The organism is Citrobacter sp. RHBSTW-00944, from assembly GCF_013615435.1.
GTDB lineage: Bacteria > Pseudomonadota > Gammaproteobacteria > Enterobacterales > Enterobacteriaceae > Citrobacter > Citrobacter braakii.
Genome location: NZ_CP055418.1, coordinates 1,316,404 through 1,338,864, shown reverse-complemented (window position 1 = coordinate 1,338,864; position 22,461 = coordinate 1,316,404). Strand labels below are relative to the sequence as shown.

The window sequence follows — 22,461 nt, the reverse complement described above, 5'->3', positions numbered from 1 at the left end:
GTCCAGTGACGGGGTTTTTCCTATGGAGGCAACGGTGCGCTTGTTTATTCTTTTCAGTATCCTGGCCATTTCTGGCTGCAGCCACATGGCAAACGACCGCTGGAGCGGACAAGACAAGGCTCAACACTTTATCGCCTCCGCTATGCTCTCCGCAGCTGGAAACGAATATGCTCAACATCAGGGCAACAGCCGCGATCGCAGCGCGGCTATCGGCCTGATGTTCTCTGTCAGCCTGGGCGCGTCAAAAGAGCTATGGGACAGCCGCCCCGCTGGGAGCGGCTGGAGCTGGAAAGACTTCGCCTGGGATGTTGCAGGCGCGTCTACCGGCTATGCGGTCTGGCAACTGGCACATCACTAGAGGCGCAGACCTTTCCCCTTCCCATGCAGCATCAGCGATACCAAAAATGCGACTATTGCCAGTGCTGTAACGTACCAGAAGAATGTTGTTTCCATACCGACAGACTTCAGGGATAACGCAACATATTCGGCTGAGCCACCAAACAGAGCATTGGCCACCGCATAAGATAATCCAACCCCCAGAGCGCGCACCTGTGCCGGGAACATCTCGGCCTTCAGAATACCGCTGATTGACGTATAGAAACTCACAATCAGCAAGGCACACATCACCAGAGCAAACGCCATATACGGGGACGTCACGCTTTGTAACGCTGTCAGAATGGGGACGGTGAAAATCGCGGCCAACGCGCCAAAACACAGCATTGAAGTACGTCGGCCAATTTTATCTGACAAGGCACCGAACAACGGTTGCACCAGCATAAACACACACAGTGCCGCCGTCATAATCCCACTGGCTACGTTGGCATGCATACCGGCGGTATTAACCAGGTACTTCTGCATGTAGGTTGTGAACGTGTAAAAACACAGCGAGCCAGCAGCGGTAAAGCCAAGCACCATGATGAAGGCTTTGCGATTACGCCACAGACCTTTCAGAGAGCCAGCTTCTTTCAGCGCGCGAACGTCCTGTTTCGAGGTTTCATCCAACTGTTGACGCAGCCATAACGCAACAATAGCCAGTACGGCGCCCAACGCAAATGGAATACGCCAACCCCACGATCTTAGCGCTGAGTCTTCTAACGTTTGCTGTAATATGACCACAACCAGCAGTGCCAGTAACTGCCCGCCGATTAACGTCACGTACTGGAAGGAAGCATAAAAACCTTTCTTACCTTCAACGGCTACTTCACTCATATAGGTAGCGCTGGTCCCGTATTCACCACCCACAGACAGCCCCTGAAATAACCTAGCCAGCAGCAATAGAGCAGGAGCCCAGGTACCGATGGTTTCATATCCCGGAAGACAAGCGATCACCAGCGATCCCATACACATCATACAAACTGACAGCAGCATCGACTTTTTACGCCCGTGCTTATCCGCGATGCGACCAAACAGCCAGCCGCCAATCGGTCGCATCAGAAAGCCTGCAGCAAAAACTCCGGCTGTTTGTAAGAGTTGCGTGGTGGTGTTTCCTGATGGAAAAAAGATATGAGCAAAATAGAGAGAGCAGAAAGAATAGATATAGAAATCAAACCATTCGACCAGATTCCCTGATGATGCTCCGACAATCGCCCATATACGACGCCGAGTATCGCCGTCTGCCAGCGCCCTGTTCTCAGTTACACTGCTATCAGCCATTAGAATTGTACCCCTGCCAACGATTGCATTAATTTATCAATGGTGGTTGTGTCTTTTTTGATGAAATAAATGTTATATAATTGTTATAATTTATTATGAGAGAAAGATCACGGTTTTCATTAGCAGAGAAAGGATTCAGATATGTTCGAGAAAGAGAAAAATCGGTTTGAAATAGAGTGGGCTTTTATGGGTTGGATAAAATGGTACGCTGCATCCGGCAGTTTTCACTCCCTGCAGACGCAAAAAAGCCCATCCGGCAGGATGGGTTTCTTCACTTATTTGATGCCTGGCAGTTTATGGCGGGCGTCCTGCCCGCCACCCTCCGGGCCGTTGCTGCGCAACGTTCAAATCCGCTCCCGGCGGATTTGTCCTCCTCAGGAGAGCACTCACCGACAGACCACAGATAAAACAAAAGGCCCGGTCTTTCGACCGGGCCTTTCGCTTTTATTTGATGCCTGGCAGTTCCCTACTCTCGCATGGGGAGACCCCACACTACCATCGGCGCTACGGCGTTTCACTTCTGAGTTCGGCATGGGGTCAGGTGGGACCACCGCGCTACAGCCGCCAGGCAAATTCTGTTTATCAACACACCTCTCGGTCTGTCGATGTAATCTGTAATCAAGCTGAATTTCGATGTCTCATCCGCCAAAACACCTTCGGCGTTGTAAGGTTAAGCCTCACGGTTCATTAGTATCGGTTAGCTCAACGTATCGCTACGCTTACACACCCGACCTATCAACGTCGTCGTCTTCAACGTTCCTTCAGGACCCTTAAAGGGTCAGGGAGAACTCATCTCGGGGCAAGTTTCGTGCTTAGATGCTTTCAGCACTTATCTCTTCCGCATTTAGCTACCGGGCAATGCCATTGGCATGACAACCCGAACACCAGTGATGCGTCCACTCCGGTCCTCTCGTACTAGGAGCAGCCCCCCTCAATTCTCCAGCGCCCACGGCAGATAGGGACCGAACTGTCTCACGACGTTCTAAACCCAGCTCGCGTACCACTTTAAATGGCGAACAGCCATACCCTTGGGACCTACTTCAGCCCCAGGATGTGATGAGCCGACATCGAGGTGCCAAACACCGCCGTCGATATGAACTCTTGGGCGGTATCAGCCTGTTATCCCCGGAGTACCTTTTATCCGTTGAGCGATGGCCCTTCCATTCAGAACCACCGGATCACTAAGACCTGCTTTCGCACCTGCTCGAGCCGTCACTCTCGCAGTCAAGCTAGCTTATGCCTTTGCACTAACCTCCTGATGTCCGACCAGGATTAGCTAACCTTCGTGCTCCTCCGTTACTCTTTAGGAGGAGACCGCCCCAGTCAAACTACCCACCAGACACTGTCCGCAACCCGGATTACGGGTCTACGTTAGAACACCAGCCATTAAAGGGTGGTATTTCAAGGTTGGCTCCATGCAGACTGGCGTCCACACTTCAAAGCCTCCCACCTATCCTACACATCAAGGACCAGTGTTCAGTGTCAAGCTATAGTAAAGGTTCACGGGGTCTTTCCGTCTTGCCGCGGGTACACTGCATCTTCACAGCGAGTTCAATTTCACTGAGTCTCGGGTGGAGACAGCCTGGCCATCATTACGCCATTCGTGCAGGTCGGAACTTACCCGACAAGGAATTTCGCTACCTTAGGACCGTTATAGTTACGGCCGCCGTTTACCGGGGCTTCGATCAAGAGCTTCTCCTTACGGATAACCCCATCAATTAACCTTCCGGCACCGGGCAGGCGTCACACCGTATACGTCCACTTTCGTGTTTGCACAGTGCTGTGTTTTTAATAAACAGTTGCAGCCAGCTGGTATCTTCGACTGATTTCAGCTCCATGAGTAAATCACTTCACCTACATATCAGCGTGCCTTCTCCCGAAGTTACGGCACCATTTTGCCTAGTTCCTTCACCCGAGTTCTCTCAAGCGCCTTGGTATTCTCTACCTGACCACCTGTGTCGGTTTGGGGTACGATTTTGTGTTACCTGATGCTTAGAGGCTTTTCCTGGAAGCAGGGCATTTGTTACTTCAGCACCGTAGTGCCTCGTCATCACACCTCAGCGTTAACAAGACTCCGGATTTACCTGGAATCTCCGCCTACATGCTTAAACCGGGACAACCGTCGCCCGGCTAACATAGCCTTCTCCGTCCCCCCTTCGCAGTAACACCAAGTACAGGAATATTAACCTGTTTCCCATCGACTACGCCTTTCGGCCTCGCCTTAGGGGTCGACTCACCCTGCCCCGATTAACGTTGGACAGGAACCCTTGGTCTTCCGGCGTGCGGGTTTTTCACCCGCATTATCGTTACTTATGTCAGCATTCGCACTTCTGATACCTCCAGCATGCCTCACAGCACACCTTCAACGGCTTACAGAACGCTCCCCTACCCAACAACACATAGTGTCGCTGCCGCAGCTTCGGTGCATGGTTTAGCCCCGTTACATCTTCCGCGCAGGCCGACTCGACCAGTGAGCTATTACGCTTTCTTTAAATGATGGCTGCTTCTAAGCCAACATCCTGGCTGTCTGTGCCTTCCCACATCGTTTCCCACTTAACCATGACTTTGGGACCTTAGCTGGCGGTCTGGGTTGTTTCCCTCTTCACGACGGACGTTAGCACCCGCCGTGTGTCTCCCGTGATAACATTCTTCGGTATTCGCAGTTTGCATCGGGTTGGTAAGTCGGGATGACCCCCTAGCCGAAACAGTGCTCTACCCCCGAAGATGAGTTCACGAGGCGCTACCTAAATAGCTTTCGGGGAGAACCAGCTATCTCCCGGTTTGATTGGCCTTTCACCCCCAGCCACAAGTCATCCGCTAATTTTTCAACATTAGTCGGTTCGGTCCTCCAGTTAGTGTTACCCAACCTTCAACCTGCCCATGGCTAGATCACCGGGTTTCGGGTCTATACCCTGCAACTTAACGCCCAGTTAAGACTCGGTTTCCCTTCGGCTCCCCTATTCGGTTAACCTTGCTACAGAATATAAGTCGCTGACCCATTATACAAAAGGTACGCAGTCACCCCATAAAGAGGCTCCCACTGCTTGTACGTACACGGTTTCAGGTTCTTTTTCACTCCCCTCGCCGGGGTTCTTTTCGCCTTTCCCTCACGGTACTGGTTCACTATCGGTCAGTCAGGAGTATTTAGCCTTGGAGGATGGTCCCCCCATATTCAGACAGGATACCACGTGTCCCGCCCTACTCTTCGAGTTCACAACACATGCACTTTTGTGTACGGGACTATCACCCTGTATCGCCGGACTTTCCAGACCGTTCCACTACCACACATGCTGATTCAGACTCTGGGCTGCTCCCCGTTCGCTCGCCGCTACTGGGGGAATCTCGGTTGATTTCTTTTCCTCGGGGTACTTAGATGTTTCAGTTCCCCCGGTTCGCTTCATTACGCTATGTATTCACGTAATGATAGTGTGACGAATCACACTGGGTTTCCCCATTCGGAAATCGCCGGTTATAACGGTTCATATCACCTTACCGACGCTTATCGCAGATTAGCACGTCCTTCATCGCCTCTGACTGCCAGGGCATCCACCGTGTACGCTTAGTCGCTTAACCTCACAACCCGAAGATGTTTCGTAAAACACTTCAGTGTTGCGAAAATTTGAGAGACTCGAACACACCGCTTTTCATTTCTTGTTTACGGAGAAATGAAACAGTGTGTCGTTTCAATTTTCAGCTTGTTCCAGATTTTTAAAGAGCAAATATCTCAAACGAGACTCGAAAGTCTGTTTTGAGATACTTCGGTCGGCGACTTTCACTCACACATACCAGCAAGTGGCGTCCCCTAGGGGATTCGAACCCCTGTTACCGCCGTGAAAGGGCGGTGTCCTGGGCCTCTAGACGAAGGGGACACTGAAGTCTCAATCGCAAGACGCCTTGCTATTTACTTTTCATCAGACAATCTGTGTGAGCACTACAAAGGTCGGTTCTTTAAGGTAAGGAGGTGATCCAACCGCAGGTTCCCCTACGGTTACCTTGTTACGACTTCACCCCAGTCATGAATCACAAAGTGGTAAGCGCCCTCCCGAAGGTTAAGCTACCTACTTCTTTTGCAACCCACTCCCATGGTGTGACGGGCGGTGTGTACAAGGCCCGGGAACGTATTCACCGTGGCATTCTGATCCACGATTACTAGCGATTCCGACTTCATGGAGTCGAGTTGCAGACTCCAATCCGGACTACGACATACTTTATGAGGTCCGCTTGCTCTCGCGAGGTCGCTTCTCTTTGTATATGCCATTGTAGCACGTGTGTAGCCCTACTCGTAAGGGCCATGATGACTTGACGTCATCCCCACCTTCCTCCAGTTTATCACTGGCAGTCTCCTTTGAGTTCCCGACCGAATCGCTGGCAACAAAGGATAAGGGTTGCGCTCGTTGCGGGACTTAACCCAACATTTCACAACACGAGCTGACGACAGCCATGCAGCACCTGTCTCAGAGTTCCCGAAGGCACCAAAGCATCTCTGCTAAGTTCTCTGGATGTCAAGAGTAGGTAAGGTTCTTCGCGTTGCATCGAATTAAACCACATGCTCCACCGCTTGTGCGGGCCCCCGTCAATTCATTTGAGTTTTAACCTTGCGGCCGTACTCCCCAGGCGGTCGACTTAACGCGTTAGCTCCGGAAGCCACGCCTCAAGGGCACAACCTCCAAGTCGACATCGTTTACGGCGTGGACTACCAGGGTATCTAATCCTGTTTGCTCCCCACGCTTTCGCACCTGAGCGTCAGTCTTTGTCCAGGGGGCCGCCTTCGCCACCGGTATTCCTCCAGATCTCTACGCATTTCACCGCTACACCTGGAATTCTACCCCCCTCTACAAGACTCTAGCCTGCCAGTTTCGGATGCAGTTCCCAGGTTGAGCCCGGGGATTTCACATCCGACTTGACAGACCGCCTGCGTGCGCTTTACGCCCAGTAATTCCGATTAACGCTTGCACCCTCCGTATTACCGCGGCTGCTGGCACGGAGTTAGCCGGTGCTTCTTCTGCGAGTAACGTCAATTGCTGCGGTTATTAACCACAACACCTTCCTCCTCGCTGAAAGTACTTTACAACCCGAAGGCCTTCTTCATACACGCGGCATGGCTGCATCAGGCTTGCGCCCATTGTGCAATATTCCCCACTGCTGCCTCCCGTAGGAGTCTGGACCGTGTCTCAGTTCCAGTGTGGCTGGTCATCCTCTCAGACCAGCTAGGGATCGTCGCCTAGGTGAGCCGTTACCCCACCTACTAGCTAATCCCATCTGGGCACATCCGATGGCAAGAGGCCCGAAGGTCCCCCTCTTTGGTCTTGCGACGTTATGCGGTATTAGCTACCGTTTCCAGTAGTTATCCCCCTCCATCGGGCAGTTTCCCAGACATTACTCACCCGTCCGCCACTCGTCACCCAAGGAGCAAGCTCCTCTGTGCTACCGTTCGACTTGCATGTGTTAGGCCTGCCGCCAGCGTTCAATCTGAGCCATGATCAAACTCTTCAATTTAAGTTTGATGCTCGTGAATTAAACTTCGTAATGAATTACGTGTTCACTCAGAGACTTGGTATTCATTTTTCGTCTTGCGACGTTAAGAATCCGTATCTTCGAGTGCCCACACAGATTGTCTGATAAATTGTTAAAGAGCAGTGCCGCTTCGCTTTTTCTCAGCGGCGCGGGGTGTGCATATTACGCCATCCCGCTGGAGAGTCAAGCGTTTATTTTCGCTTTTCTCCGCTGACCCGGCGGTTTGTAATCCGTTGTTCCGTGTCAGTGGAGGCGCATTATAGGGAGTTATTTCAGGCTGACAAGTTAAAAATACAAAAAACTTATCAAGCGGCTACTTTTCAACCGTTACATTGCTTTTCGCTTTGTTTTTAAACAAAAACGAGCCCCGCAGGGCTCGTTTATTGTCATTTTGTGACTTACTGCACTGCCACAATGCGATCGTCATTCACTTCCAGCCGAATCGTTTTGCCAGGAATCAGCTCACCAGACAGAATTTGCTGCGCCAGCGGGTTTTCGATCTGTTGCTGGATAGCACGTTTGAGTGGACGTGCGCCATACACCGGATCGTAACCATTCGCACTCAGCAGTTTAAGCGCCTCGTCAGAGATATGGATTTCATAGCCACGCTCTTCCAGACGTTTATACAGACGTTGCAGTTGGATCTGTGCAATAGAAGCAATGTGCTGCTCACCCAACGGATGGAATACAACAACTTCATCTATACGGTTGATGAATTCCGGGCGGAAATTATGGCTCACGACGCCCAGGACCATATCCTTCATGTGGCCGTAGTCCAGCTCACCGAAGCGTTCCTGAATCAGATCGGACCCCAGGTTCGAGGTCATGATGACAACCGTATTACGGAAGTCGACCGTTCTCCCCTGCCCGTCAGTCAGACGACCATCGTCAAGCACCTGCAACAGAATATTGAACACATCCGGGTGCGCTTTCTCCACTTCATCCAGCAGAATGACAGAGTAAGGACGGCGACGTACCGCTTCTGTCAGATATCCACCTTCCTCATAGCCGACATATCCCGGAGGCGCCCCGACCAGACGAGACACCGAGTGTTTCTCCATAAACTCGGACATATCGATACGCACCATGGCATCATCACTGTCGAACATAAAGTTTGCCAGCGCTTTGCACAGTTCAGTTTTACCGACACCGGTTGGGCCGAGGAACAAGAACGAACCAATCGGGCGATTCGGATCGGACAAGCCAGCACGGCTACGACGGATGGCGTTAGAAACGGCTTCCACCGCTTCGTTCTGGCCAATCACGCGGCTGTGCAACTGCTGCTCCATACGCAACAGTTTTTCCCGTTCGCCTTCCAGCATGCGAGCAACCGGGATCCCGGTCCAGCGCGCCAGCACTTCTGCAATTTCTGCATCCGTGACTTTATTACGCAGCAGACGCATGGTTTTTCCTTCAGACTGGGTGGCTGCTTCCAGCTGTTTTTCCAGTTCAGGAATTTTGCCGTACTGCAGTTCAGACATCCGCGCCAGGTCGCCGACACGACGCGCCTGTTCGATGGCGATTTTCGCCTGCTCCAGCTCAGCCTTGATAGTTTGCGTTCCCGAAAGGGATGCTTTTTCAGCTTTCCACTCTTCTTCTAATTCAGAATACTGGCGCTCTTTATCGTCCAGCTCTTCGTTGAGCATCTCGAGACGTTTTTTACTCGCCTCATCAGACTCTTTCATTAATGCCTGCTGCTCCAGTTTGAGCTGGATAATACGGCGGTCGAGTCTGTCGAGTTCCTCCGGCTTGGAGTCAATCTGCATACGAATGCTGGATGCCGCCTCATCGATAAGGTCGATAGCTTTGTCCGGCAACTGACGATCGGCAATATAGCGATGAGACAGCGTAGCTGCCGCAACAATCGCCGGGTCAGTGATCTGCACATGGTGGTGCAGCTCATAACGTTCTTTCAGGCCACGCAGAATCGCGATGGTGTCTTCTACTGAAGGTTCGGCTACAAATACTTTCTGGAAACGACGTTCCAGTGCCGCATCTTTTTCGATGTACTGGCGATATTCATCAAGCGTTGTTGCGCCTACACAGTGCAGTTCCCCGCGTGCCAGCGCAGGTTTCAGCATGTTCCCGGCGTCCATTGCGCCATCGGCTTTACCCGCCCCAACCATGGTATGCAACTCATCAATAAACAGGATGACATTGCCTTCCTGTTTCGAGAGATCGTTCAGCACGCCTTTTAAGCGTTCTTCAAACTCACCACGATATTTGGCCCCAGCCACCAGCGCACCCATATCCAGCGCCAGCACACGGCGACCTTTTAAGCCTTCCGGCACTTCACCATTGATAATTCGTTGGGCCAGCCCTTCAACGATGGCCGTTTTACCAACACCTGGTTCGCCGATTAACACCGGGTTATTTTTAGTACGACGCTGCAGTACCTGAATGGTACGGCGAATTTCTTCATCACGCCCGATAACCGGATCGAGTTTGCCCTGCTCGGCACGTTCGGTCAGGTCGACGGTATATTTTTTCAAGGCCTGACGTTGGTCTTCAGCCCCCTGGTCATTCACGCTTTCACCTCCACGCATTTGTTCAATTGCCTGAGTGATATTCGCAGTCGTCGCACCTGCTGATTTTAGTAAATCGGTCAGCGTACCGCGTGACTCAAGCGCCGCCAGTACGAACAGTTCTGACGAAATAAAGTTGTCCCCACGTTTTTGCGCCAGCTTGTCGCAAAGATTCAGTACACGCACCAGATCCTGAGAAGGCTGCACATCACCGCCGGTACCTTCTACCTGCGGCAACCGGCTCAACGCCTGGTCAATGGCTGTACGTAACTGGCCAGCATTAATGCCAGCAGACGTTAATAAAGGACGTACCGATCCCCCTTCCTGATTCAGCAAGGCGCTCATTAGATGAAGTGGTTCGATGAATTGATTGTCGTGCCCCAATGCGAGTGACTGGGCATCGGCAAGAGCAAGCTGGAATTTATTAGTAAGACGATCCAGACGCATAACTCCTCCCATAACAGGTCAAAATTGCTACTGGAGATTAAATGAGGTCATCCCTCAATTATTCAAGGTGAATGACCTGAATTATGTGAAAAGAAAATTACACGTACCGGATCGTCTTGATTCTTTAGGTTATATCAGCCAAATAAAACTTGCCATACGACCCGTGGTATTGTCGCGACGATAAGAGAAGAACGTCTCACTTTCGCTGAAGGTGCAACGGTCGCCACCGTGGATGTTCTCTACTCCGATATTTGCCAGACGCTGACGCGCAAGCTGGTAAATATTCGCCAGATATTTATCACCATGCGGTACAAATGCGAGGTCCGCTTGCGGATCTTTCGCCATGAACGCTGCGCGAACTTCTGCTCCCACTTCAAACGCGTTCGGGCCAATCGCCGGGCCTAGCCAGGCAATAATGTTTTCAGGTTTGTCGGCAAAACACGCCACCGTCTCTTCCAGCACGCCGGCGCATAATCCGCGCCAACCCGCATGTGCCGCCGCGACTTCCGTTCCTGCGCGATTGCAAAACAGCACCGGCAGACAGTCGGCCGTCATCACTGCACACACGGTGCCCGGCGTGTTGCTGTAAGAAGCATCCGCACGTTTGGAGGCGTAAGGCTCGCCGGTCAGTTTCAGGACATCCTTACCATGGACCTGCTCCAGCCAGACTGGCTTTGACGGCAGATTGCCCGCAGCAAACAGCCGCTTGCGGTTCTCTTCAACATGCTCCGGGTTGTCGCCGCAATGGGCGCCCAGATTCAGCGAATCATAAGGCGGCATGCTAACACCGCCAATACGGGTAGAACTACACGCCACAACACCTTGCGGTATCGGCCACTGCGGGACAATTAGCTTACTCATAGCCAGGCAATATCATCCTTATGTTCTTCGAAATCAGCGCGCATCACTTCAATCAATTGCACCATATCTTGTGGAATCGGTGCATGCCATTCCATTTCGATACCTGAAATTGGGTGATATAAACGCAGCATAGTCGCGTGCAGCGCCTGACGATCGAACTTACGCAGAACGGAGATAAATTCGTCAGAAGCGCCTTTCGGTGGACGCGGACGACCGCCGTAGACCTGATCGCCCACCAGCGGATGGGTGATATGCGCCATGTGCACGCGGATCTGGTGCGTACGTCCGGTTTCCAGACGCAGCCGCAGACGCGTGTGCACACGGAAGTGTTCCATAATGCGATAGTGCGTCACCGCCGGTTTCCCCATCGGGTGTACCGCCATGTGCGTACGCTTGGTCGGGTGGCGGCTAATCGGTTCCTCAACGGTTCCGCCTGCCGTCATATGACCAATCGCCACGGCTTCGTACTCACGGGTAATTTCACGCAGCTGCAGCGACTCCACCAGACGCGTTTGCGCCGGAACGGTTTTTGCCACCACCATTAATCCGGTCGTGTCCTTATCCAGACGGTGCACGATACCAGCACGTGGAACATCCGCGATTGGCGGGTAGTAATGCAGTAATGCATTCAATACCGTGCCATCAGGATTACCGGCACCCGGATGCACTACGAGATCACGGGGTTTGTTGATGACAAGAATATCGTCATCTTCATAAACGATATCCAGTGGGATATCCTGAGGTTCAAAACGAACCTCTTCATCAATTTCTGCAGTGATGGAGACGCGCTCTCCACCCAACACTTTTTCTTTCGGTTTATCGCAAAGATTGCCATTTACCAGTACGCGCTGGTCAAGGATCCATTCTTTTATGCGCGATCGCGAATAATCAGGGAACAATTCGGCCAAAGCCTGATCTAAGCGTTGACCGAGCTGATTTTCGGAGACTGTTGCGGTGAGTTCTACTCGTTGTGCCATAAACTGCTTCTTCGTTTAACGTTGGGTTTTACGGCTTTGCCGTTTAATATAGTGTGCTATTGTAGCTGGTCTTAACCGGGAGCAGGAACAGAGAATCTCCCGTAAAACATTTTGAGGAAAGTCAAAACGTCATGACGCGCATGAAATATCTGGTGGCAGCAGCCACGTTGAGCCTGTTTTTGGCGGGTTGCTCTGGTTCAAAGGAAGAGGTGCCCGATAATCCGCCAAATGAAATCTACGCGACTGCTCAGCAAAAGCTGCAGGACGGTAACTGGAAACAGGCAATAACGCAATTAGAAGCGTTGGATAACCGTTATCCATTTGGACCGTATTCTCAGCAGGTGCAATTAGATCTCATCTACGCCTACTACAAAAACGCCGATCTGCCACTTGCTCAGGCTGCCATCGATCGTTTTATTCGTCTTAACCCGACACACCCTAACATTGATTATGTCATGTATATGCGTGGCCTGACCAATATGGCGCTGGATGATAGCGCACTGCAAGGATTCTTTGGTGTTGATCGCAGCGATCGCGATCCGCAACATGCCCGAGCTGCGTTTAATGACTTTTCCAAACTGGTACGTGGCTATCCGAACAGCCAGTACACCACTGACGCCACCAAACGTCTGGTATTCCTGAAAGACCGTCTGGCGAAGTATGAATATTCCGTTGTGGAATACTACACTGCCCGCGGTGCATGGGTTGCCGTGGTAAACCGTGTGGAAGGCATGCTGCGCGACTTCCCGGATACCCAGGCAACACGCAATGCCCTGCCGTTGATGGAAAATGCTTATCGCCAGATGCAGATGAATGCGCAGGCAGAAAAAGTAGCGAAAATCATTGCCGCCAACAGCAGCAATACCTGATTTATCTCAGAATGCAAACGGCAGCCCAAAGGCTGCCGTTTTTTTATCCGTAAACACCACAACTGAAGCGGTTTAGCTGCAACGCATCTCATCAAATATGGCCTGCTTTCAGGTATTCCTCAAGTAAAAAATCGCTTGTTCCTGCGGTGCCTCACAAAAAGGTTTTCTTGACAAAAAGCGACAAAAAAATGTGATTAATATCACACATTTTGACATTAGGAACGGTATGCTGGAATCACCAAGACGGGAAAGACAAGAGGTAAAATTTATGACAATGAACATTACCAGTAAACAAATGGAAATTACTCCGGCAATTCGCCAGCATGTCGCAGACCGTCTCGCCAAACTCGAAAAATGGCAAACTCATCTGATTAATCCACATATCATTCTGTCTAAGGAGCCGCAGGGTTTCATTGCTGATGCCACCATCAATACACCGAACGGACATCTGGTCGCCAGCGCAAAACACGAGGATATGTACACCGCAATTAACGATTTGATCAACAAGCTGGAACGGCAGCTCAATAAAGTGCAGCACAAAGGCGAAGCCCGTCGTGCAACAACTTCAGTCAAAGACGCCAACTTCGTCGAAGCAGAAGAAGAATAGTCCCTTACATTGAGTGTATCGCCAACGCGCCTCCGGGCGCGTTTTTTGTTGACAGGGTGAAAACAGTACGGGTACTTTACTGACGTAGCCAAAGGAAAATTACATGAAACTTGTCCCGTTCTTCTTCGCATTCTTTTTTACCTTCCCCTGAATGGGAGGCGTTTCGTCGTGTGATAAAGAATGCGAAGACGAACAATAAGGCCTCCCACAACGGGGGGCCTTTTTTATTGATAAATTGATAACAAGAAAGGCAACACTATGACATCGGATAACCCATTGCTGGCGCTGCGCGATAAGATCAGCACGCTGGATGAAAAATTACTGGCCCTGCTGGCTGAGCGACGTGGACTGGCCGTAGAAGTTGGCAAAGCTAAGCTGCTTTCGCATCGTCCAGTTCGTGATATCGACCGTGAGCGCGATCTGTTGGACCGACTGATTCAGCTTGGCAAAGCACATCATCTTGATGCTCACTACATCACTCGCCTGTTCCAGCTCATAATCGAAGACTCCGTCCTGACTCAGCAGGCACTGCTCCAGCAGCATCTGAACAAAATTAACCCGCACTCAGCACGCGTTGCTTTCCTCGGGCCAAAAGGGTCATATTCTCATCTTGCCGCACGTCAGTATGCTGCCCGCCATTTTGAACAATTTATAGAAAGCGGCTGCGCGAAATTTGCCGATATCTTTAATCAGGTCGAAACCGGACAAGCTGACTACGCAGTGGTTCCGATTGAAAACACCAGTTCCGGTGGGATTAACGACGTTTACGACCTGCTACAGCACACCAGCCTGTCTATCGTTGGCGAGATGACTATCACGATTGACCACTGCCTACTGGTGTCCGGCACGACAGATCTCGAGACCATTGAAACGGTATATAGCCATCCGCAGCCATTCCAGCAGTGCAGCAAATTCCTGAGTCGTTACCCGCACTGGAAGATTGAGTACACCGAAAGCACCTCGGCGGCGATGGAAAAAGTTGCGCAGGCTAACTCACCGCGCGTGGCAGCTCTGGGGAGCGAAGCCGGAGGCGTACTATACGGTTTGCAGGTTCTTGAGCATATCGAAGCTAATCAGACGCAAAACATCACCCGCTTCGTGGTACTGGCGCGCAAGGCAATCAATGTTTCCGATCAGGTGCCAGCAAAAACCACGTTGCTGATGGCGACAGGACAACAAGCCGGTGCGCTGGTAGAAGCTCTGCTGGTACTGCGCAACCATAATCTGATTATGACTAAACTGGAGTCACGCCCGATTCACGGCAATCCGTGGGAAGAAATGTTTTATCTTGATATCCAGGCCAACCTGGAATCACCCCAGATGCAAAAAGCATTGAAGGAGTTAGGTGAGATTACGCGCTCGATGAAAGTACTTGGCTGCTATCCAAGTGAGAATGTGGTGCCGGTCAATCCAGGCTAACGTTTGACAATGCCGGATGGCGCTACGCTTATCCGGCATTCTATTTAGCCGATCCTTGTATGACTGATACAACGCATCAGCGTTGCCATCAAGCATCGTATTTATTGGCGACTATCGTTGGCCTGGCGCAACAAAGTACGGCTTTCGTTCTGGAAGCGTTTCGCATAATCACCAAACCAGTGCTCCACCTTACGGAAGCTGTCGATGAACGCTTGCTTATCGCCCTGCTCCAGTAAACCGATCGCCTCACCAAAACGTTGGTAGTAGCGTTTGATCAGCGCAAGGTTACTCTCAGACGACATAATGATATCGGCATAGAGCTGCGGATCCTGGGCAAACAGACGTCCGACCATCGCCAGTTCAAGGCGATAAATCGGCGAAGAGAGTGCCAGTAACTGCTCCAGTTGAACATTCTCTTCCGCTAAATGCAGACCGTAAGCAAAGGTCGCAAAGTGACGCAATGCCTGAATAAATGCCATGTTCTGGTCGTGTTCAACAGCACTGATCCGATGCAGTCTCGCCCCCCACACCTGAATCTGTTCCAGAAACCACTGATAAGCTTCCGGCTGACGTCCGTCACACCAGACGACAACCTGCTTTGCCAGACTGCCGCTGTCCGGGCCAAACATGGGGTGTAATCCCACCACCGGGCCGTCGTGCGCCGCCAGCATCGCCTGCAAAGGACCATTTTTCACCGAAGCCAGATCCACCAGGATGCAGTCGGACGGCAGACGCGGTAATTTGGCGATCACCTGCTCAGTGACGTGGATCGGCACGCTGACGATCACCATGCCAGCATCAGAGACGATCTCCGGCGCACGATCCCAGTCCTGCTGTTCCAGGATCCGTACCTGATAACCTGACAGGGTGAGCATTTTTTCGAACAGACGTCCCATCTGACCGCCGCCGCCGACAATCACCACCGGTCGCAGAGAAGGACAAAGCGTTTTAAATCCTTTGTCGTTCTCACTGGAGTAAGACTCGCGCATAACCCGGCGCAGCACATCTTCAATCAGGTCCGGCGGCACGCCAAGGGCTTCCGCTTCCGTCCGGCGGGAGGCCAGCATAGAGGCTTCCCGTTCCGGCACGTAGATAGGCAGCCCAAAGCGGCTTTTTACTTCACCGACTTCGGCCACCAGCTCCAGGCGACGTGCCAGTAAACCCAGCAGCGCCTTGTCGACTTCATCAATTTGATCGCGTAATGCGGTCAATTCAGCAACCATAACCAACCTCTTATGCTACACGCGCCGACAGCTGGCCGTTTAAATCCTGGCTAATTTCACGCAGTAGCGCATCCGTCATTTCCCAGCTAATGCAGGCATCAGTTACAGACACGCCGTATTTCATTTCGCTACGCGGCTGTTCAGAAGACTGGTTGCCTTCGTGAATATTACTTTCAATCATCAAGCCAATGATCGAGCGATTGCCATCTTTGATTTGTGCAATCACGGATTCAGCCACGGCAGGCTGGCGGCGGTAATCTTTATTGGAGTTACCATGACTGCAATCTACCATCAGAGAAGGTCGTAGTCCCGCCTGCTCCATCTCTTTTTCGCACTGGGCGACATCTGCCGGGCTGTAGTTCGGCGCTTTACCACCGCGCAGGATCACGTGACCGTCCGGGTTACCCTGAGTTTGCAGCAGTGCAACCTGTCCGGCCTGGTTAATACCAACAAAGCGGTGCGACTGTGCCGCCGCGCGCATCGCGTTAATGGCGGTCGCCAGGCTACCGTCAGTACCGTTCTTAAAGCCGACCGGCATCGAAAGACCGGAAGCCATTTCGCGGTGAGTCTGCGATTCCGTGGTACGCGCACCGATTGCAGACCAGCTAAACAGATCGCCCAGGTATTGCGGGCTATTGGGATCCAGCGCTTCAGTTGCCAGCGGTAGTCCCATATTCACCAGTTCAAGCAGCAGCTGACGCGCAATTTTCAGGCCGGCTTCAACATCAAAAGAGCCATCCATATGAGGATCGTTAATTAACCCTTTCCAGCCGACGGTGGTACGGGGTTTTTCAAAATAGACGCGCATCACCAGGTAGAGGCTATCGCTGACCTCTGCGGCAAGGGCTTTAAACCGACGAGCGTACTCAATAGCCATTTCAGGATCGTGAATGGAACACGGGCCACATACCACCAGCAGGCGCGGATCGCGACCAGAGATAATATCTGAAATGGTTTTGCGTGACTGGGAGATTTGCGCTTCTTGCGCCTGGCTCAGCGGGAATTCAGCTTTCAGCTGCTCCGGAGTCATCAGAACCTGTTCGTCGGTAATATGTACGTTGTTCAGCGCGTCTTTTTGCATGATGGTGATCCTGTTTAGCTCGTTTGCGATAGTTGATCCTCAGCGAGGAGGTGATAACGATAACACAACAGGTAAAGATTTCAATCCACAAACCGTAAATTTTAATTTACAGCATGCAATTTAATGACAAAACACGCCCTCCATTGTGTACATTAAAATTTACATCATCCGATATTGAGATCCACTATGCTTAAAAAAACGAGGGAGTACAGGCAATGAAGCAACTCATCAGCACCCTATTTCTATTACTTCTTAGCGGATGTCAGATAGATCCTTATACCCACGCCCCCACATGGACGGGAACCGCCTGGTACGACGCCGGAATACAAGATGCCATTTCGGGGTATGCCGTTAAAGATAATGAAACTCTTGCCGACAACTACAATGACCCCGAAGTCGATCGTACGGAATATCTTAAGGGTTATGCCGAGGGACAACGTAAAATCTGCCAGCCGGATTTTGTTTACGCCAGAGGTTTGACCGGGAAAACCTTTCCCCCAAGTTGTGATACGGTCGAAAATATTGACCAGTTACACAGTGCCTGGCAAAAAGGAGCAAACGAAGGTGCCACCTCAATAAGATTAAATTAAACAATAGCTTATATTTTATAAATTACTAAGATTTAACTTAAATCACTAATAGCTTTCCACCTGGCATAATGACGGCTTAGGAAAATAATGTTATTTTGTCCTAAATAATCTTGAATGTATTTCGACGTTTTACGGCAAACGCTGGTAGGTAACTATTCATGAGCTATTCTTACCGACTCATACTTCTACTGGCACTGCTCCTGACCGGATTACCGCTGTACGCCCAAAGCGTTACGGAAGAAGCAAAATCTGTACGCGCTATGGTTTCCGGCATCGTCAGTTATACGCGCTGGCCTGCACTGTCCGGGCCTCCCAAACTGTGTATTTTCTCTTCATCGCGTTTTTCCAGTGTCCTGGGAGATACCAGTGCCGGAGCATTACCCTATCTTCCCGTCATCATTCGTACGGAACAAGAAATATTAGTTTCGCAGTGTGATGGCTTTTATTTTGGAAAAGAATCCCCTACTTATCAGGTGGAATTAAAGAATAAATATCCGTCTAAGGCATTGCTATTAATTGCCGAACAGAACCCCGAATGCGTTATTGGCAGCGCCTTTTGCCTCATAATTAAAGATGAAGATGTGAGATTTTCCGTAAATATGGATTCCCTTTCACGCAGTGGCGTAAGGGTCAGTCCGGACGTATTAATGCTTGCACGGAATCAGAAGCATGGATAAGGGCCATTCTCCCATAACACGCCCGACGTTTAAGCGGACATTACGGCGTATCAGCATAATCAGCGTTCTGGTAACTATGACGCTGATCTGGCTGCTGCTCAGCATTTCTTCGGTGCTGGCATTGAGACAGTATGCGCAAAAGAACCTGGATCTGACCGCAGCAACTATGACCCGCACGCTTGAAGCAGCATTAGTTTTTTCTGATGGCGTCGCAGCAACTGAAACGCTGGCAGCACTGGGCCAGCAGGGGCAATTTTCCGTTGCAGAAGTTCGTAATAAAAACCAGAAGGTGATCGCCACCTGGCGCTATAACGCGCAGGATACCACTGAAAAAATCAGCGGACTTATCAGCCACTGGCTGTTTCCCCAACCGGTCACTCAACCTATTTTGCATAATGGCAACGTCATCGGCGAAGTACGATTGACTGCGCGCGATAGCGTTATCAGCCATTTCATCTATTTGTCGCTGGCCGTCCTTACCGGGTGCATTCTGTTGGCCTCTGGCATTGCATTAATGCTCACTCGTTATTTACATAATGGCGTCGTGGAAGCCCTGCAAAATATAACCGAGGTGGTACATGATGTTCGTACCAACCGTAACTTTTCACGACGCGTTTCAGAAGAGCGCATTGAAGAGTTTCACCTTTTTGCCCAGGACTTTAATAGTCTGCTGGACGAGATGGAGGAGTGGCAACTTAAACTGCAGGCAAAGAACGCCCAGCTTTTGCGTACGGCGCTACACGATCCGCTGACCGGCCTGGCGAATCGCGCCGCATTTCGCAGCAGCATTAACGCCCTGATGAATGACCATGCCGCCCACAGCAGCTCCGCACTGTTATTCCTTGATGGTGATAATTTTAAATTTATTAATGATACCTGGGGCCACGCAGCGGGGTATCGGGTCCTGATTGAAGTTGCAAACAGGCTAGCCGAGTTTGGTGGTAATCGACATCACCCCTACAGACTTGGCGGCGATGAGTTCGCTATGGTGCTGTACAGCGTTCACTCTGAATACGAAGTTCAGCGGATCTGCGCGGCACTGTCACACGAGTTTAACCGACCTTTTGACCTGCATAACGGTCATCAGGCAAGCATGACACTCAGCATTGGTTTTGCGCTGACGTGGGAACATGCCTCTGCCGAGAAATTACAAGAACTTGCCGATAAAAATATGTATCAGGCCAAAAATTTGCGTTCTGAACGCATTATTAAAAAATAAGGACTTACACATGCTAAAACGTCTATCATCCCCGTTTCTTCTGCTTTTACTGATTTTGGCAGGCTGTCAGGCACCTCAGGGAAAATTTACCCCGGAGCAAATTGCAGCCATGAAATCGTACGGATTTACCGAAGCTTCCGGAGACTGGTCTCTTGGTCTGTCTGACAACATCCTGTTTGATAAAAACGACTATAAGCTCCGCCCTGAAAGTGAAAAGCAGATCCAGGAAATGGCATCCAAACTGGCAGCTACCGGGTTAAACCATGCGCGTATGGATGGTCATACCGATAACTACGGCGAAGACAGCTACAACGAAGCGCTGTCGCTCAAACGCGCGAATGTGGTTGCCGATGCGTGGGCACAGGGCGCCAACATTCCCCGCACTAATCTGACAACGCAGGGACTCGGGAAGAAATACCCGATCGCCAGTAATCAGACGTCAAAAGGTCGTGCTGAAAACCGCCGGGTTGCAGTCGTGATCGCTACGCCGTAAAAGTCCTCAACTGGCTGCGCGCCGCGCAGCCATCCAATAGCAATAAAACAAAAGAATAAGGTCGGAATAAAAAAAGGGCCAGCCTTTCGGCCAGCCCTTTTCTAACAGGATGTCGCTTGCGCGAATCTTAGTTAAGACGCTCTTTGATACGAGCAGACTTACCAGTGCGCTCACGCAGGTAGTACAGTTTAGCTTTACGAACAGCACCACGACGTTTAACAGCAATGCTGTCAACTACCGGAGAGTGAGTCTGGAAGACACGCTCAACGCCTTCGCCGTTGGAAATTTTACGAACAGTGAATGCAGAGTGCAGACCGCGGTTACGAATAGCGATAACCACGCCCTCGAATGCCTGCAGACGTTTTTTGGAACCTTCAACAACCCATACTTTCACTTCCACGGTATCACCCGGACGGAAGGAAGGTACGTCCTGCTTCATCTGCTCTTGTTCAAGTTGCTTAATAATGTTGCTCATAATTTAATCTCTTATCCTGGGTAAACTGATATTTGGGGGTCTCAGACCAGCCCATCATGTTTATGCTGCTGTTGTGCGTGTTCCGTTTTGAACTCCGCCAGCAACCTTGCTTGCTCTTCAGTCAGAGCCAGGTTTTCCAGAAGTTCAGGTCTTCTAAGCCAGGTCCGGCCCAGCGACTGTTTTAAACGCCAGCGACGTATCTCAGCGTGGTTCCCCGACAGTAACACCGCCGGTACTTCCATCTGTTCTAACACTTCAGGTCGGGTATAGTGCGGGCAATCCAGCAACCCATCAGCAAACGAATCTTCGATTGCCGAAGCTTCATGACCCAGAACTCCCGGAATAAACCGAGAAACGGAGTCGATCAGCGTCATTGCCGGTAACTCACCACCGCTGAGAACGTAATCGCCGATTGACCATTCTTCGTCAATTTCGGTTTGAATCACGCGCTCATCTATTCCTTCATAGCGACCACACACCAGAATCAGCTTTTGATTCGTGGCCAGTTCGCTAACGCCCGCTTGATCAAGCTTGCGTCCCTGAGGTGACAGATAAATCACCTTTGCGCCTTCACCAGCCGCAGCTTTTGCTGCATGAATGGCGTCCCGTAAAGGTTGCACCATCATTAACATCCCCGGTCCGCCGCCGTAAGGACGATCGTCCACGGTACGGTGCCGGTCATGAGTAAAGTCACGAGGACTCCAGCTCTGGATGTTCAGCAGGCCATTTTTTACTGCCCGGCCAGTTACCCCGTAATCGGTAATTGCGCGGAACATTTCTGGAAACAGGCTAACGATACCTATAAACACAAGCCAATCCCCATAACGCCGACTTTTACCGTTTATCCGGTGGTTTAAAAACCAGGATCCCAATCTACTTCGATAGTACGAGTAGCGAGATCGACTTTCTTGATAACCTGCCCATCGAGGAACGGTACAAGACGTTCCTTGATACCAAACGCATCTTTCAGGTTTGCCTTAATGACAATGACGTCATTCGAACCGGTTTCCATCATATCGACGACTTTACCGAGATCGTAACCTTCAGTGGTCACTACCTGGCAGCCCATAAGGTCTTTCCAGTAGTAGGAACCATCTTCCAGCGCTGGCAACTGCGAGGAATCCACGACAATTTCGCAATTAGTCAGTAGATTCGCCGAATCACGATCGTCAACGCCTTTCAGCTTGATGATCAGATCCTGATTGTGGTGCTTCCAGCTTTCCAGCTGTACTTGCTGCCACTGACCCGCCTTCTGGATAAACCAGGGCTGATAGTCAAAAATGCTTTCGGCGTCTTCAGTGGAAGAAAACACTCTGAGCCAACCACGGATACCGTAAGAAGACCCCATTTTCCCCAAAACGATGGGTTCCACAGGAGCCTGCGCGGCGAGTTGCTTGCTCATCATGACCACCGTGACAGATTAAGCTGCTTTGTTTGCTGCTTTGATCAGCGTAGCTACGCGATCAGAAATAGTCGCGCCCTGGCCAACCCAGTGAGCGATGCGATCCAGATCCAGGCGAGTGCCTTCTTCTTTTTCGCTAGCGATTGGGTTAAAGAAGCCAACGCGCTCGATGAAGCGACCGTTACGTGCATTACGGCTGTCGGTAACAACAACCTGGTAGAACGGACGCTTTTTAGCGCCGTGACGAGCTAAACGAATAGTAACCATAACATCCTCTTGTGTGAATAAAACACCCAGGCCCCATCGAGGAACGGAGCCCGGGTGTCATATTAAAAGCCCGAAAATTTTACTGATTTCTGGGAAAAAAGCAATCAACATGTGATGAGGCTTTATACCAGGGCGTTACCACTGCAGCCAGTTTGGCGTCGG

At 51.0% G+C, this 22,461-nt stretch carries 19 protein-coding genes, 1 tRNA gene, 3 rRNA genes and 1 other annotated feature; of the genes, 9 read left to right on the top strand and 14 right to left on the bottom strand.

Features of this window, described 5'->3' with window-relative positions; translation table 11 throughout:
• Positions 1–34: 34 nt before the first annotated feature.
• Positions 35–358: a YfiM family lipoprotein gene (locus tag HV334_RS06310; RefSeq protein ID WP_016157180.1), complete on the top strand. Its 324-nt coding sequence runs from the start codon at positions 35–37 to the stop codon at positions 356–358.
• On the opposite strand, the gene HV334_RS06305 is transcribed toward HV334_RS06310, so the two are convergent.
• From HV334_RS06305 to rluD, 8 genes are all read right to left on the bottom strand, one after another.
• On the bottom strand, positions 355–1,653 hold the full coding sequence (locus HV334_RS06305) for an MFS transporter (RefSeq protein ID WP_181221293.1): 1,299 nt from the start codon (positions 1,651–1,653) through the stop codon (positions 355–357). The genes HV334_RS06310 and HV334_RS06305 overlap by 4 nt on opposite strands.
• Positions 1,654–2,106: 453 nt before the next feature.
• Positions 2,107–2,222, bottom strand: a 5S ribosomal RNA gene (gene rrf, locus HV334_RS06300).
• A 97-nt stretch (positions 2,223–2,319) separates the two neighbouring features.
• A 23S ribosomal RNA gene (locus HV334_RS06295) occupies positions 2,320–5,226 on the bottom strand.
• Positions 5,227–5,446: 220 nt separating this feature from the next.
• Positions 5,447–5,522, bottom strand: a tRNA-Glu gene (locus tag HV334_RS06290).
• An 85-nt stretch (positions 5,523–5,607) separates the two neighbouring features.
• Positions 5,608–7,149: ribosomal RNA gene (locus HV334_RS06285) — 16S ribosomal RNA — on the bottom strand.
• The 16S, 23S and 5S rRNA genes sit together here with 1 tRNA gene alongside, the layout of an rRNA operon.
• 416 nt (positions 7,150–7,565) lie before the next feature.
• On the bottom strand, positions 7,566–10,139 hold the full coding sequence (gene clpB, locus HV334_RS06280; protein ID WP_047499529.1) for an ATP-dependent chaperone ClpB: 2,574 nt from the start codon (positions 10,137–10,139) through the stop codon (positions 7,566–7,568).
• 129 nt (positions 10,140–10,268) lie between these two features.
• The gene (yfiH, locus tag HV334_RS06275) at positions 10,269–11,000 is read right to left on the bottom strand and encodes a purine nucleoside phosphorylase YfiH (protein WP_047499528.1); all 732 of its coding nucleotides are present in this window, start codon (positions 10,998–11,000) and stop codon (positions 10,269–10,271) included.
• Positions 10,997–11,977: a 23S rRNA pseudouridine(1911/1915/1917) synthase RluD gene (gene rluD, locus HV334_RS06270; RefSeq protein ID WP_016154063.1), complete on the bottom strand. Its 981-nt coding sequence runs from the start codon at positions 11,975–11,977 to the stop codon at positions 10,997–10,999. The genes yfiH and rluD overlap by 4 nt, the downstream gene beginning before the upstream one ends.
• Before the next feature lie 131 nt (positions 11,978–12,108).
• On the opposite strand from rluD, the gene bamD reads away from it, so the two are divergent.
• The 4 genes from bamD to pheA all read left to right on the top strand — a co-directional run bounded on the left by bamD (position 12,109) and on the right by pheA (position 14,872).
• Complete coding sequence (gene bamD / locus HV334_RS06265) at positions 12,109–12,846, top strand: outer membrane protein assembly factor BamD (protein WP_016154064.1); 738 nt, start codon at positions 12,109–12,111, stop codon at positions 12,844–12,846.
• 268 nt (positions 12,847–13,114) lie between these two features.
• Complete coding sequence (gene raiA / locus HV334_RS06260; RefSeq protein ID WP_003031244.1) at positions 13,115–13,453, top strand: ribosome-associated translation inhibitor RaiA; 339 nt, start codon at positions 13,115–13,117, stop codon at positions 13,451–13,453.
• 102 nt (positions 13,454–13,555) lie between these two features.
• Positions 13,556–13,681: a sequence feature (Phe leader region), on the top strand.
• Positions 13,557–13,604 (top strand): pheA operon leader peptide PheL, encoded by a 48-nt coding sequence (gene pheL / locus HV334_RS06255; RefSeq protein WP_100250063.1) that lies wholly within the window; start codon positions 13,557–13,559, stop codon positions 13,602–13,604. It overlaps the preceding feature by 48 nt.
• A 30-nt stretch (positions 13,682–13,711) precedes the next feature.
• Positions 13,712–14,872: a bifunctional chorismate mutase/prephenate dehydratase gene (gene pheA / locus HV334_RS06250; RefSeq protein ID WP_103766807.1), complete on the top strand. Its 1,161-nt coding sequence runs from the start codon at positions 13,712–13,714 to the stop codon at positions 14,870–14,872.
• 101 nt (positions 14,873–14,973) lie between these two features.
• On the opposite strand, the gene tyrA is transcribed toward pheA, so the two are convergent.
• Positions 14,974–16,095: a bifunctional chorismate mutase/prephenate dehydrogenase gene (tyrA, locus tag HV334_RS06245; RefSeq protein ID WP_049282582.1), complete on the bottom strand. Its 1,122-nt coding sequence runs from the start codon at positions 16,093–16,095 to the stop codon at positions 14,974–14,976.
• A gap of 10 nt (positions 16,096–16,105) precedes the next feature.
• Positions 16,106–17,176, bottom strand: a complete 1,071-nt coding sequence (aroF, locus tag HV334_RS06240) for a 3-deoxy-7-phosphoheptulonate synthase AroF (RefSeq protein ID WP_016154067.1) — start codon at positions 17,174–17,176, stop codon at positions 16,106–16,108.
• A 215-nt stretch (positions 17,177–17,391) separates the two neighbouring features.
• Between aroF and HV334_RS06235 the strand changes: the two genes are divergently transcribed.
• From HV334_RS06235 to HV334_RS06220, 4 genes are all read left to right on the top strand, one after another.
• Positions 17,392–17,766: a DUF2799 domain-containing protein gene (locus HV334_RS06235; protein ID WP_016157184.1), complete on the top strand. Its 375-nt coding sequence runs from the start codon at positions 17,392–17,394 to the stop codon at positions 17,764–17,766.
• Between the two features lie 158 nt (positions 17,767–17,924).
• Entirely contained in the window at positions 17,925–18,443 is a 519-nt protein-coding gene (locus tag HV334_RS06230; RefSeq protein WP_016157185.1) for a YfiR family protein, read from the top strand.
• Positions 18,436–19,662, top strand: coding sequence for a diguanylate cyclase DgcN (gene dgcN / locus HV334_RS06225; protein ID WP_181221292.1), 1,227 nt, complete (start codon positions 18,436–18,438; stop codon positions 19,660–19,662). Before HV334_RS06230 ends, dgcN begins: the two co-directional genes overlap by 8 nt.
• Before the next feature lie 10 nt (positions 19,663–19,672).
• The gene (locus tag HV334_RS06220) at positions 19,673–20,155 is read left to right on the top strand and encodes an OmpA family protein (RefSeq protein ID WP_016154071.1); all 483 of its coding nucleotides are present in this window, start codon (positions 19,673–19,675) and stop codon (positions 20,153–20,155) included.
• A gap of 127 nt (positions 20,156–20,282) precedes the next feature.
• On the opposite strand, the gene rplS is transcribed toward HV334_RS06220, so the two are convergent.
• Genes rplS through rpsP form a run of 4 tightly spaced genes read right to left on the bottom strand, consistent with a single transcriptional unit; the run spans position 20,283 to position 22,299 of the window.
• Positions 20,283–20,630, bottom strand: a complete 348-nt coding sequence (gene rplS / locus HV334_RS06215; protein WP_002914145.1) for a 50S ribosomal protein L19 — start codon at positions 20,628–20,630, stop codon at positions 20,283–20,285.
• A gap of 41 nt (positions 20,631–20,671) precedes the next feature.
• A complete protein-coding gene (gene trmD, locus HV334_RS06210; RefSeq protein ID WP_016157187.1) occupies positions 20,672–21,439 on the bottom strand; it encodes a tRNA (guanosine(37)-N1)-methyltransferase TrmD in 768 nt (255 codons plus the stop codon).
• A 44-nt stretch (positions 21,440–21,483) separates the two neighbouring features.
• Positions 21,484–22,032, bottom strand: coding sequence for a ribosome maturation factor RimM (gene rimM, locus HV334_RS06205; protein ID WP_003031230.1), 549 nt, complete (start codon positions 22,030–22,032; stop codon positions 21,484–21,486).
• An 18-nt stretch (positions 22,033–22,050) separates the two neighbouring features.
• Positions 22,051–22,299, bottom strand: coding sequence for a 30S ribosomal protein S16 (gene rpsP / locus HV334_RS06200; protein WP_003031228.1), 249 nt, complete (start codon positions 22,297–22,299; stop codon positions 22,051–22,053).
• Positions 22,300–22,461 lie beyond the last annotated feature (162 nt).

What these genes read in the sequence shown, in the direction of transcription:
- HV334_RS06305 (WP_181221293.1), bottom strand. Translation starts at nt 1,653, where the DNA reads ATGGCTGATAGCAGTGTAACTGAGAACAGGGCGCTGGCAGACGGCGAT.
- clpB (WP_047499529.1), bottom strand. Translation starts at nt 10,139, where the DNA reads ATGCGTCTGGATCGTCTTACTAATAAATTCCAGCTTGCTCTTGCCGAT.
- yfiH (WP_047499528.1), bottom strand. Translation starts at nt 11,000, where the DNA reads ATGAGTAAGCTAATTGTCCCGCAGTGGCCGATACCGCAAGGTGTTGTG.
- rluD (WP_016154063.1), bottom strand. Translation starts at nt 11,977, where the DNA reads ATGGCACAACGAGTAGAACTCACCGCAACAGTCTCCGAAAATCAGCTC.
- bamD (WP_016154064.1), top strand. Translation starts at nt 12,109, where the DNA reads ATGACGCGCATGAAATATCTGGTGGCAGCAGCCACGTTGAGCCTGTTT.
- raiA (WP_003031244.1), top strand. Translation starts at nt 13,115, where the DNA reads ATGACAATGAACATTACCAGTAAACAAATGGAAATTACTCCGGCAATT.
- pheA (WP_103766807.1), top strand. Translation starts at nt 13,712, where the DNA reads ATGACATCGGATAACCCATTGCTGGCGCTGCGCGATAAGATCAGCACG.
- tyrA (WP_049282582.1), bottom strand. Translation starts at nt 16,095, where the DNA reads ATGGTTGCTGAATTGACCGCATTACGCGATCAAATTGATGAAGTCGAC.
- aroF (WP_016154067.1), bottom strand. Translation starts at nt 17,176, where the DNA reads ATGCAAAAAGACGCGCTGAACAACGTACATATTACCGACGAACAGGTT.
- HV334_RS06235 (WP_016157184.1), top strand. Translation starts at nt 17,392, where the DNA reads ATGAAGCAACTCATCAGCACCCTATTTCTATTACTTCTTAGCGGATGT.
- HV334_RS06230 (WP_016157185.1), top strand. Translation starts at nt 17,925, where the DNA reads ATGAGCTATTCTTACCGACTCATACTTCTACTGGCACTGCTCCTGACC.
- dgcN (WP_181221292.1), top strand. Translation starts at nt 18,436, where the DNA reads ATGGATAAGGGCCATTCTCCCATAACACGCCCGACGTTTAAGCGGACA.
- HV334_RS06220 (WP_016154071.1), top strand. Translation starts at nt 19,673, where the DNA reads ATGCTAAAACGTCTATCATCCCCGTTTCTTCTGCTTTTACTGATTTTG.
- rplS (WP_002914145.1), bottom strand. Translation starts at nt 20,630, where the DNA reads ATGAGCAACATTATTAAGCAACTTGAACAAGAGCAGATGAAGCAGGAC.
- rimM (WP_003031230.1), bottom strand. Translation starts at nt 22,032, where the DNA reads ATGAGCAAGCAACTCGCCGCGCAGGCTCCTGTGGAACCCATCGTTTTG.
- rpsP (WP_003031228.1), bottom strand. Translation starts at nt 22,299, where the DNA reads ATGGTTACTATTCGTTTAGCTCGTCACGGCGCTAAAAAGCGTCCGTTC.